The organism is Sphingopyxis granuli NBRC 100800, assembly GCF_001591045.1.
GTDB lineage: Bacteria > Pseudomonadota > Alphaproteobacteria > Sphingomonadales > Sphingomonadaceae > Sphingopyxis > Sphingopyxis granuli.
The window spans coordinates 1-10,555 of record NZ_BCUA01000106.1; the positions used below are offsets into that span (position 1 = coordinate 1).

The following is a 10,555-nucleotide window of genomic DNA, read 5'->3' on the forward strand; positions in this document are numbered from 1 at the left end:
GGCCCGGCGCGCCGAGCAGCCCGAGCGCCAGGCTCTGCCCGACCGCGAGCAGCCCCCCGCCGCCGCGCCCGCCGCCCAGCACCGCGCCGACACCGCCCGACACCGCCGCACGCGCGATGTCGGCCATCACCGACAGCGCCAGCCGCTTCAGATCCTCGAACCCCAGCTTGCCCGACACCACCGCCCGGCCCAGCGCGCGCTCGATCCCGCGCGCGCCCGCATCGGCGGCATCGGCCAGCGGCGCGCCCAGCTCGGCGCGCAACGCCGCCATGTCGCGGCGAAAGGCGCCGGTATCGGCGCGCACCGCGACCACCATCTCGTCGATCTCGTCATCCATCGGGATATTGCTCCATCATCGCCGCCAGCGCCGCGCGATCGACGCCGTCCGCGCCGTCCCCGGGCGCCGCCCAGCCCGCCAGCACCGCCGCCACATCGGCCGGCGTCGCCGCCCAGAACTCCCCGGGCCGCCACCCGCACAGCCGCGCCATCACCCCTGACAATCGCGCCGCCGCCTCGCCGAAACTCCCCTCCCGCTCGCGGGAGGGGCAGCGAGGCTTGCCGGCTTGCCGGCTAGCCGCAGCGGGGTGGGCATCCTCCTCGGTCACCGATCACCGCCCCTGCAATATCTGCCCGAGCAGCATCCGCAGCGCGGGCGTTACCGCCGCCAGCCCCTGCGCGACCAGCGCTTCGCCGACCGCCTCGCGCGTCAGCTCCGCCGGCCGGTCGCGAAGGCAGTGCCAGAACAGCCCGGCCAGCTCGCCCAGCGCCAGCCGCCCGTCGGCGGCGCGCTCGACCAGCGCGAACAGCGGCCCCAGCTCGGCCTCCGCCGCAACCAGCGCGCCGAAGCTCGGGCGCAGCACATGCGCGGTGCCGCCGATCCGCAGCACCGCCTCGCCGCGCAGCGGGTTCGCGACCGCGCTCACAGGCTGACCACCGCGCCGCTCGACTCGAGCGCCAGCACATATTGGCGCTCGCCATTGTAATCGCCGGCATAATCGAGCCGCGTCACCAGGAAGCGCCCGCGCAGCCGCTCGCCGCTTTCGAAGCTCAGCTCATAATCGTCGATCGTGCCCGCCAGCGCATGGCCGCGCAGCCGCACCTCGGCCGCCGACCCGGTGAACAGGCCCGCCGCGCTCACCGAAACCGACCGTACCCCCGCGCCCGACAGCAACTCGCGCCAGCCGCCCGAATCCTTGGTCGTGACGTTCACCGCCTCGCCGTTCACCGACAATTGCGTCGTGCGCAGCCCGGCGACGGTGCCGAAGGCGGGCGGCGTCGCGCCATCGCCGACCTTCAGCAGAAAAGCGCTCCCATTTTCGATCCCCATGGTTTAATTCTCCTTCGCAAATCATCTGCAAACGGGGAGTCGCAGGATGTTGATCACAAGCTTGCTCCTGGCCTTGGCGGCACCATCGCCCACCGCCGCGGTCGACACGTCGCGCGCCGCCTTCACCAAATGCCTGCGCGACCACCTCAAGAAGTCGCTCGAGGGCAAGATGGGCGACGCCGAATATGAAATGGCGATCAAGGGTGCCTGCACCGCAGAGCGCACCGCCTTTCGCCAGGCAGTGATCGCGCTCGACCGCGCGAGCGGCGATTCGGAGGCCGACGCCACCGAGAATGCCGACATGCAGATCGACGATTATCACGTGAACTTCATCGAGAAGTTCAAGGATTATTCCTCGACCAACACCCTCCCCGGCGATTCCTGATCGCCCCTGTCCCGATCGTCCCTGAGCGAAGCGTTCCCGTGTCCCCGCAAAGGCGGGGACCCGGAGCGGCATGACGCCGAAGCGGGTCACGCCTCCTCCCGCACCCCCGCCAGGCACCGGCACCGCACGACCAGATCGTGCCGCCAGCCGCCCTCGCGCCGGAACGCCAGCCGGCTGCGCAGCGCCCTGACCGCGACGACCGTCCAGCCGCCCGCCGGTCCGCGCAGCGCGCCCGCCGCCGCCTCCATCCGCGCCGCCGCCCCGCCCGCGTCGGCCGGCAACCCGGCACCGGTCAGGCTCAGCGTCAGCCGCACCTCGCACCCGGGCCGGTCCTTCGTCCCCCAGTCTCGGCCCTCGGCAGCGCCGACCGAGACATAGGGGGCGCTCGCGCGCGGCGGCACGCCGTCGAACACGCCGTGCACCAGCCCGGCCAGCGCGTCGTCCGCGCCCAGCACCGTCAGCGCCTTCGCGCGCACCGCCTGTTCCGCGCCCGTCATCATGCGCCTCCCAGCGTGCGCCGCCGCCACGGCTGCCACAGCGCCGCGATCATCGCCGGCGGCGTCTCGTCCGCACCGTCGCGCGCGGCGTGGAGGTGCTGGATCATGCGCAGCAGGCCCTGGCGGATCGCCTCGGGCACCGCATTGGGGCCCGCGGCCATGCCGGCACGAAACGCAATGCGCGCATATTCGGCATCGCCGGCGGCGTGGATCGCCACCCGCGCCGACCCGTCGCGCGCGATCGTCACGCGGTAGCGGTCGGCGCCCAGCACCGTTTCCGCGCCGCCGGGCCGCAGCAATGCCACCGCATCGACCGCGACGACCGGCCGCGCGGCAAGCCGCAAGGCGCCGCCGCGCAGGGCAAGGCTTTCCTCGCCCGCGCGCACGATCAGCCACTGGCCGACAAAGGCCTCGCAGATGCTCGCCGCGGCACGGACCAGCCCGGCGACGACCGCATCGTCGATCGTCGCCCCCATCCGCAGCCAGCCGCGCGCCTCGTCCAGGCTCACCGGGACCTCGCCCGGCAACAGGCTCTCCACCATCATCGTTCCTCCACCCGCACCTCCATCGACCGCTCCTCGACCTGGCCATCGGTCATCGTCACCCGGTTGGTGACGCGATAGACGCGCCCGGCGATCCCGCCCGCCAGCGTCACGGTCGCGCGCGCCAGGCCGTGCGTCATCGCCGCCACCGCGACCCCCTCGGACTCGTCGGGCCACACCGTCCAGTCGCTCGCCGCCACCGCCTGCCCGGCGGGACAGGCCGCCGCCCAGTCGAATTCGAAGTCGATCCGAGTCCCCGGATCCTTCACCATCATCGCCATCGTCGATCCTTTCCGGTCAGCGTCCGGCCACCGCGATCCGGCGCGCCGGATCGGGCGCCAGGCGAACGCGCGCGCGCGGCGGCGCCGCCCGGTCGGGACCGCGCCACTCGATCGCGAGGACGCGGCCGCTGGCGTCGCCGATCGCACGCGAACCCAGCGCCGCGCCGCCGGTCATGCCGCCGCCTCCAGCGCCGCGAGCCGCGCCTCCTGCGCCGCGATCAGGAACAGCGCGAGCTGGTCGGGGCGGATGCCGAACCGCTCGCCCGCCGCGCGGACGATCCGTCCCTCGGCGTCGCGCTCCTCCGCCCAGCGGTCCCAGCACAGAAAGGCATGGCGGCTGGTCGGATCGGCCCCGATGCCGACCGGATCGGCCAGCCCTTCGTCGGCCATGATCGCCCACACCGCCTGCGCCCGCACCCCGAAATGCAGCCGCGCGCCGTCCTCGCCCTTTTCGGCGACCGCGTCGTTCCATTGATAAAATCCGAGTTCGGCCGCGATGCGCTTCGCCGCCGCCATCTCGGCCGGGGACGGCGCGCCGCGCCAGGTCTTGTCCCGCGCATCCGACGTGTTGATGGCGCCGGTCCCGGCATAGACGACGGACCAGCGGTGGGCAGCAGCCCCCAGCGGTTGGCCATTGTCCGCGCCGGGGGACACGATGCCGCTCTGAAGGACGCGGAGATGCACATTGCCCCCGGTGACGATCCACGCGCCGCCATGGCCCGCCAGAATCGCGTGGGGGTTGCTCTCGCTGGCGGGTTTTGCCCATTTCAGGCCATAGACAGGGACTCTCACGCCGTCGATGGTCGCCGGATAGAACTCCGAATATCCCAGCAGGGCGCCCACTGTATCGGTTGACATGGGGAGCAATATGTTGCCGTTTGCAATCGTCAATTTTTCGGCTGGCGCGTCCGTTCCGATACCGAGGCTACCTGCGGCGGTCAGCCGCATCCTTTCGCTCGTGTCCGTGATGAAGCGGATGCTCCCGCCCCACCCGGGCGAACGTCCGACCGAGATGTTCAGCTCGCCCGTCGATCCGCGAGCGGTGAACGACGCATCGTGCGCGCCGTTGGTGACGATCTCGATCCCGCCCATCTGCTCCGAAGCGGCGGGCGCGATCCGCATCCTCGGCGATCCGCCGGCCAGTTCCAGCAGTTGTGCCGGACTGGCGGCGCCGATGCCGACACGGCCGTCCGCGCCGCGCCGGACGAGCGCGGCGAGCGGCAGGTTCACCCACCCCGCGCCGCGCCGCACGGTCAGCAGGTCGTCATCCGCGCCGGTCGCCGCCGCGGGGTGCGCCGTCGACAGCGGCTGCTTCGCGGCGATCGCGGCGGCCAGGGCGTCGTCGGCCGCATCCAGCGCCGCGACCGCCGTGTCGTGCGCCGCGAACCAGCCGGCGCCGACGGTCAGCGCCAATGTCTTCAGTCCCGGCGCGAAATCGACGCGGCCGCCCCCGTCCGAAGAAGCGGCGACCGCCTCGCGCACCAGCCGGCCGGCGGTGTCGAGGCGGCCGGTGCCGACCTCCCACTCGCCGGACTGCGCGATGCCCGCGATGGCATAGTGGAACTCGGTATCGGCGGGCACCGCGTCCGCGAAGCGGCGGTGTCCGGGCACCGCGCCGGTCGGCGTCAGCGGGCCGGTGCCGCCCTCGTGGCACAGCTCGCGCACCAGGTCGGCGAAAAAGGGGGTCGGCATGGCAGCGCCATCCTTTCCATTCTGGGAAGATGTCAGGTTGCGCCCGGCCCCGCCCCGAAAGGGTTGGAGGGCAGGAACCGGGCGCCCCTCGCGCGCGCGCCGATCAGCTCGCGGCGAATTTCATCAGCTTGATGGCGTTCGAATCGATGATCGCGCCGCCGACCCGCTTGGTTGCATAGAAATGCACGAAGGGCTTGTTGCTGAAGGGATCGCGCAGGATATGCGTCTCGCCGCGGTCGGCGATCAGATAGCCGGCGCGGAAATTGCCGAAGGCGATCGACAGGCTGTTCGCCGCGACGTCGGGCATGTCCTCGGCCTCGACGACCGGATAGCCGAGCAGGCTCGCCGCCTGGCCCTCGACCAGCCCCGGCTGCCACAGGAAGGCGCCGTCGGTGGTCTTGAACTTGCGGATGCGCGCCAGCGTGTCCGAATTCATCACCCAGCAGGCGCCGCCGCGATAGGGCGCGCGCAGGCTGTGGACCAGTTCGACCAGCTTGTCCTGCGGGTTCGACGCCGCAAAGCCGCCCGCCGCGCCGGAGGCGACGAACTGCAGCGTCCCGAACGCCCGCGCGCCGTCGGCCTCGTTCGTCGCCGCATGCGACAGGAAGCCCTTGGGCCGGTTGGTCTCGTTGCCCGACACGAAGGCCGCGCCCTCGGCGACCGCGAACTCGCGCGCGATCTCGTCGGCCAGCCAGTCCTCGACGTTGAACATTGCGTCGTCGAGCATCGCCTGGCTCGCCGCCGGATTGGCGTAAAGCTCGCCCGACGGCGGCGCGATCTCGGCGAAGCTGCGCGTCCCGGTCCCGGGCCGCGCGTCGGTTTCGCCGACCCATCCCGCGCCGGTCGATCCGGTCGCGATCAGCTTGCGATAGCCGCTCGTCCCCGTCTGCACGACCGTCGCGATGCCGCGGATCGGCGACAGCGATTTCAGCGTCGCCGCGATCGCCCCGTCGATCTCGCGCGGCACGGCATAGCCGCCCTCGCCGCCCGACGCCCCCGACAGGCTCTTCATTTCGACCCCCGCGTCGATCCCACGCCGCAGATAGCGGTCGACGAAGGCGTCGCGCGCCGGATCGGCCGCCTTCGCCCCGTCGAGCGGCAGCCGCGCCGCCGCAACCGCCTGCGCGTCGACCTGCGCCTTGAGCGCCGCGACCGATGCCTTCAGTTCGTCGACCGCCTCGGCCGCCAGCACCGCATCGAACGCCCCCTCGAGCGCGTCCGCCTTCATCTCCATCTCGTCCATGCGTTTCACTCCTTCCATGAATCCACCGCGATCACCCGCGCCAGCGGCTGCATCGGCTGCGCGACGAGGCTGATCTCCGCCAGGTCGAGCGCCAGCAGCTCGCGCGGGTTCGCGCCCCGCGCGCCGCGCACCCGATATCCGAACGACAGCCCGGTCAGCGCCCCGCGCGCGACCAGCGCCGCCGCGGTCGGGTGCGTCACCCGCGCGACGACGCGCAGCCCGCGCGCGTCCTCCGCCAGCATCTCGATCGTTCCGACGAGCGCGCCCGGCCGGTGCTGCCACAGCAGCGGCACCGCGCGCCGCGCGCGCAGGCTCGCCGCGAAGGCCCCGGCGCGCACCACGTCGCCGCCGCGGTCGACGCGGTCGAACACCGACGCATAACCCGCGAACCGTATCCCCCCCTCCCGCGGGTGGGAGGGGGCCGGGGGGTGGGCCTGTCGAACGACCCCACCCCTCACCGCAGCAACCCCGGCAGCCCCAGCTTCATCGCCAGCCCCACCAGCAGCAGCGCCAGCAGGCCGCGCACCGCCCAGTCGACCGCCGCCTTCCACGCGCTCGTCTTGGCGTCGCGCCACGCGCCGAGCAGCTGGCGCAGGTCGCCGATGTCGTCGCGCGCCGCCGCGTCGGCGAGCCCCAGCCGCGCCAACGCCCGCCGCGCCCCCAGCTCGCTCGCCTCCTCGACCACCGCGCGCAGCAGCGCCGCGTCGGGCGCGCGCGTCCCCGCCAGCGCGATCAGCCGCGCCAGCGCTTCTTCCTCGTCCATGTCGTATCTCCGGCTAGTCGACGCCCAGCAGCGCCTTCTTCTCGGCCGCGGTCAGCCAGTCGGCCCCCGACACCTCGCGCCACAGCGCCATCCGGTCGGCGGCCAGCGCCGGCACCCGGTCCATGTCGACGCGCAGTTCGGCGCCGCCGAACCAGCCCGCCAGCCCCTGCGACACCGCGCCCAATATCTTCGCGCACAGCGGCAGCACGGTCAGCCGCCACAGCGCGCGATTGGCCTCGCGATAATTGGCGTAGGTCGCGTCGCCGGGCAGCCCGAGCAGCATCGGCGGCACCCCGAACGCCATCGCGATCTCGCGCGCCGCGCTGTGCTTCAGCTCCAGGAAATCCATGTCGGCGGGCGACAGCGATAGCGCCTGCCACTTCAGCCCGCCCTCGAGCAGCAGCGGCCGCCCGGCGTTCGCCCCGCCGGCAAAGCTTTCGGCCAGCTCCTCGCGCAGCCGGTCGACCTGCTCGGCCGACAGCGGCATCCCCTTGTCGCCTGGATCGTGGATCAGCGCCCCCGACGGCCGCGCCGCATTGCCCAGCAGCGCCGCATTCCATTTCGCCGCCGCATTATGCGCCGCGATCGCGCCCTGCGCCGCCGCCAGGCAGCCCGCGCCATAATGATCGTCGAGCGGGTGCAGCGCCTTGACATGCACCACCGCCGGCCGCCCCGCGCCGTCCTCGGCAGGCAGTACCGCGGCGCATCCGCCCGCCTTGTAGCGATAGGCGACCGGCCAGCCGCGCCCGTCGGCCTCGACCGTCACCCGGTCGGGGCGCAGCGCGAACAGCTCGGCGGGCGCGCCCGCGCCGTCGGTCAATATCTGCACATAGCCGTTGCCGTGGAGCAGCAGCTGCGACGCCAGCGTCTCGACCAGCCCCTGCCCGCCCGATGTCGCCGTGACCAGCGCCAGCAGCGCCGGGTCGCCCGCCGCGATCGGCGCCGCCCCCGCCGCCTCGGCGACCAGCCGCACCGACCGCTGGACGATCGCATTGCCCAGATAGCCCTCGCGCACCTGCGCCTCCCACGACAGCGGCGCGGGCGCGCTCCACGTTCCGTATACGCGCGACAAGGCGGGCCGCACCGTCGACGATGCGGCCTTGCGGCCAAACCAGTTCATGCTTGTCTCCTCAATGGGCCAGCCGCCACACCGCAAGCCCCACTCTCTCCCCTTCAGGGGAGAGATACGCAGGCTTGCGAGCTTGCTCGCTAGCCGAAGTTGAGAGGGGCCGGCGTGCGTGACTCCCCCTCTCCCAACCCTCTCCCCTGAAGGGGAGAGGGCTTTGATCAAACCCTGCGCACCCCCGGCGCGCGCCCTTTCCTCATCCGTTCCAGCAGTTCCGCCAGCGCCCACACGCACGCATCGGCCCGGTCCGGCGAACCGCCGGGCCCGGCATAGCCGCCGCCGGTCTGGAACCCGCAAAGCTGGTCCTCCAGCGCCGGGAACGCCCCCGCATGCACCACCTGCCCGCGCTCATAGGCGAGCGCGACCGGCTCCGCGCGGCGCGCCTTGCCGATGCTCGCGTGCACCGCGGCGACCGGCAGCGCGACATCGGCCTGCGCCAAGGTGCTCGCCACCATCTCGCCGCCCATATTGCTTTCCGCGACCACCCGGTCGGCGCCCCAGCGCGCCGCCGCGGCGGCCACCGCCTGCGCCCAGACGTGTGGCGGCGGGGTCTCGACGCTCGCATCCTCGACCACCGCCAGCCGCCCGTCGCGCAGCAGCGCCGCGACGACGATCCCGCACGCATCGCCGGTCGAGGTCGCGGGCGGATCGACGCCGATGACGACGCGCCGCGGCTTGCCCAGCCCATCCGGATCGACGCGGCAGCGTTCGATCAGCGCGCGCGTCCACAGCGCGCCCTCGACATCCTCGACCAGTTCGCCGTCCAGTTCCTGCCGCCCCAGCCGCGTTCCGCCATAGACCGCCTGCATCGCCTCGACGAAATTCGACGGCAGATAGGCATTCTGGTGCGTGCCGCCGACCGTTTCGGCGAACCCCGGCAGCGCGCGGATCGTCCGGATCAGCGCGGTCGGCCGCGGCGTCGTGGTGATCAGGATGCGCGGCCGGTCACCCAGCCGCATCCCCAGCACCAGATTGTCCCACGCGGTCGCGCCCCGGTGCCATTTCGCCAGCTCGTCGCACCACGCGACATGATGCTCGGGCCCGCGCAGATTCTCCGGCGCCGCCGCCGAATAGAGCGTCGCGATCGCGCCGTTGCCGAAATGCAGCTCGCGAACCCCGTCGCGCCAGTCGGGGCTTTCATGCCCGCGCGCGACCGCCAGCAGCCCGCTCGGCCCCTCGATCATCACGCGCCGTCCGTCGATCTCGTTCGCCGCGACCAGCGCGATGCGCGCGCCCGGCATGGAGCGCGCGCACTCGCTGATCCATTCCGCCCCGGCGCGCGTCTTGCCGAAGCCGCGCCCGGCGCGGATCATCCAGATGCGCCAGTCGCCCGGCGGTTCGCATTGCCCCTCCTGCGCCCAGCCGTGCCAGCGCTCGAGCAGTTCGCGGCGCTGGCCCCAGGTCAATCCCCGCATCACGAAGCGCAGGTCGCGCGGCGACAGCGCGGACAATTTCTCGAGCACGTCGCCGACGACGTCGCGATGCGCCTGCCCCATCCGCCGATCCTCCCTCACCGCTCCCCGACAGGGAAAGAAATGACCCGCCATGAAACGCGATCCCCTCCCGCCAACGAGAGGAGAACGGGCGGCAAGCAGCCTGCCCGTCCCGTTCTGTCCCGACAGAAGGGAGATCATGGCGATTGCAAACAGGCACCGGCCTTGGGTCGAAGCCCCCTGCTTCCGCACTTCGTCATGCTGAAACGCGTTGGCAATCATCCCTCTCCGGCAAGGAACCGGTCCCCCGCGAAAGCCGGGGACCACGCGGGGCAGCATCCGGCCATCCGGACCCCGGCGTCCGCCGGGGAACAAGCCCCTATCCCTCCGGCGCCAGCCCGCGCTGGCGGCGCAGGATGGCGAGCCGCTTCAGGATCGCGGCGTCGGTTTCCTCGGACGTCGGCATCCGCTTGTCGGGCCGCAGCGTCCGCGCCCGCCCGCCGCGGACCGACGCCTGGTGGCGACCGAGCAGGCTGATCGCCTGGTCGACCGTCATCGGCGCGATCACGCGCCCCTCGTCCCCGCCATTCGCGGCGTCCGGTTCCGTCGCGGCGCCCTCCTTCGCCGCGCGCGCCGCCTTTGCGCCTTTTTCGTCCGCGCTGCCCCGACCGGGCTCGCCGCCCTTGCGGCTCCCGGCAACGGCCGCGCCCGGCCTGCCCTCGACAAGCGCCAGCGCCGCCTGCACCAGCCCCATTTCCAGACGCTGATATCCGGCCGTCAACGCCTCCTGCCACGCCGCGGCGAACGCCTCGTCGCGCGCGCGCAGCCGATAGACCGTCGAACAGACCAGCCCCGCCTGCGCGGCCGACCACGTCACGTTGCAGCTTTCCGCCAGATGGGAAAGGAACGTCTCGCACTGGCGCGTCGAAAGGGCCGTGCGCGGCGCCTTCGCCCGCATCAGCCGGCGACGATTGCCGGCCCGCACCACCTGTTCCATTCCGTCGCTCCCCAAAAGGATCGGGCCGGATCGCCCGAAGGCGCCGGCCCGACTCGCAATTCTCGATGATGAGATGCTTGTGCCATATCAGCGTCACGATGTCAATAGAAATAACCTATATGGTTTTATATTGCTTCCCTGCACGCGCGGCCCCACCTCCGCCATCGGCGATGCAGCCCGGCTCCGGAAAGCGCTTTCCCCTCCCCGTCACCCCGGACTTGATCGGCAATCCTCCCTCTTCGACAAGTCACTGTTCCCCGGCGAAAGCC

Annotated in this window: 15 protein-coding genes and 1 pseudogene; 1 reads left to right on the top strand and 15 read right to left on the bottom strand. The window is 72.3% G+C overall.

The genetic code is table 11. The features are described from left to right. From SGR02S_RS17340 to SGR02S_RS17350, 4 genes and pseudogenes are all read right to left on the bottom strand, one after another. Positions 1-337, bottom strand: a pseudogene (locus SGR02S_RS17340) (tail tape measure protein); the annotation flags it as partial. Beyond that, entirely contained in the window at positions 330-491 is a 162-nt protein-coding gene (locus SGR02S_RS19750; protein ID WP_369691230.1) for a phage tail assembly chaperone, read from the bottom strand. The pseudogene SGR02S_RS17340 and the gene SGR02S_RS19750, both read right to left, overlap by 8 nt. A 117-nt stretch (positions 492-608) precedes the next feature. Next, positions 609-923, bottom strand: coding sequence for a gene transfer agent family protein (locus SGR02S_RS17345; protein ID WP_067112900.1), 315 nt, complete (start codon positions 921-923; stop codon positions 609-611). Continuing rightward, the gene (locus SGR02S_RS17350) at positions 920-1,327 is read right to left on the bottom strand and encodes a phage tail tube protein (RefSeq protein ID WP_067112902.1); all 408 of its coding nucleotides are present in this window, start codon (positions 1,325-1,327) and stop codon (positions 920-922) included. Before SGR02S_RS17350 ends, SGR02S_RS17345 begins: the two co-directional genes overlap by 4 nt. A gap of 46 nt (positions 1,328-1,373) precedes the next feature. On the opposite strand from SGR02S_RS17350, the gene SGR02S_RS17355 reads away from it, so the two are divergent. Continuing rightward, positions 1,374-1,712, top strand: a complete 339-nt coding sequence (locus SGR02S_RS17355; RefSeq protein WP_067112904.1) for a hypothetical protein — start codon at positions 1,374-1,376, stop codon at positions 1,710-1,712. 86 nt (positions 1,713-1,798) lie between these two features. Here the strand turns inward: SGR02S_RS17355 and gp17 are convergent, their stop codons facing one another. From gp17 to SGR02S_RS17405, 11 genes are all read right to left on the bottom strand, one after another. Then, on the bottom strand, positions 1,799-2,209 hold the full coding sequence (gp17, locus tag SGR02S_RS20315) for a tail completion protein gp17 (RefSeq protein ID WP_076073768.1): 411 nt from the start codon (positions 2,207-2,209) through the stop codon (positions 1,799-1,801). Further along, a complete protein-coding gene (locus tag SGR02S_RS20320) occupies positions 2,209-2,754 on the bottom strand; it encodes a head-tail connector protein (RefSeq protein ID WP_082797215.1) in 546 nt (181 codons plus the stop codon). Before SGR02S_RS20320 ends, gp17 begins: the two co-directional genes overlap by 1 nt. Beyond that, a complete protein-coding gene (locus tag SGR02S_RS17370) occupies positions 2,751-3,032 on the bottom strand; it encodes a phage fiber-tail adaptor protein (protein ID WP_067112921.1) in 282 nt (93 codons plus the stop codon). The genes SGR02S_RS20320 and SGR02S_RS17370 overlap by 4 nt, the downstream gene beginning before the upstream one ends. A 16-nt stretch (positions 3,033-3,048) precedes the next feature. Beyond that, positions 3,049-3,207, bottom strand: coding sequence for a hypothetical protein (locus SGR02S_RS20155; RefSeq protein ID WP_156483119.1), 159 nt, complete (start codon positions 3,205-3,207; stop codon positions 3,049-3,051). Beyond that, the gene (locus SGR02S_RS17375) at positions 3,204-4,724 is read right to left on the bottom strand and encodes a tail fiber domain-containing protein (protein WP_067112929.1); all 1,521 of its coding nucleotides are present in this window, start codon (positions 4,722-4,724) and stop codon (positions 3,204-3,206) included. The genes SGR02S_RS20155 and SGR02S_RS17375 overlap by 4 nt, the downstream gene beginning before the upstream one ends. 103 nt (positions 4,725-4,827) lie before the next feature. Beyond that, positions 4,828-5,967, bottom strand: coding sequence for a phage major capsid protein (locus tag SGR02S_RS17380; RefSeq protein ID WP_082797216.1), 1,140 nt, complete (start codon positions 5,965-5,967; stop codon positions 4,828-4,830). 5 nt (positions 5,968-5,972) lie between these two features. Then, positions 5,973-6,362, bottom strand: a complete 390-nt coding sequence (locus tag SGR02S_RS17385; protein WP_067112949.1) for an HK97 family phage prohead protease — start codon at positions 6,360-6,362, stop codon at positions 5,973-5,975. A gap of 59 nt (positions 6,363-6,421) precedes the next feature. Continuing rightward, on the bottom strand, positions 6,422-6,730 hold the full coding sequence (locus SGR02S_RS17390; protein WP_067112937.1) for a DUF6127 family protein: 309 nt from the start codon (positions 6,728-6,730) through the stop codon (positions 6,422-6,424). 13 nt (positions 6,731-6,743) lie between these two features. After that, entirely contained in the window at positions 6,744-7,850 is a 1,107-nt protein-coding gene (locus tag SGR02S_RS17395; RefSeq protein ID WP_067112939.1) for a phage portal protein, read from the bottom strand. 167 nt (positions 7,851-8,017) lie between these two features. Next, complete coding sequence (locus SGR02S_RS17400; RefSeq protein WP_067112942.1) at positions 8,018-9,352, bottom strand: DNA-packaging protein; 1,335 nt, start codon at positions 9,350-9,352, stop codon at positions 8,018-8,020. Between the two features lie 316 nt (positions 9,353-9,668). Continuing rightward, positions 9,669-10,286, bottom strand: a complete 618-nt coding sequence (locus SGR02S_RS17405) for a hypothetical protein (protein ID WP_067112944.1) — start codon at positions 10,284-10,286, stop codon at positions 9,669-9,671. Between the last annotated feature and the right edge of the window lie 269 nt (positions 10,287-10,555).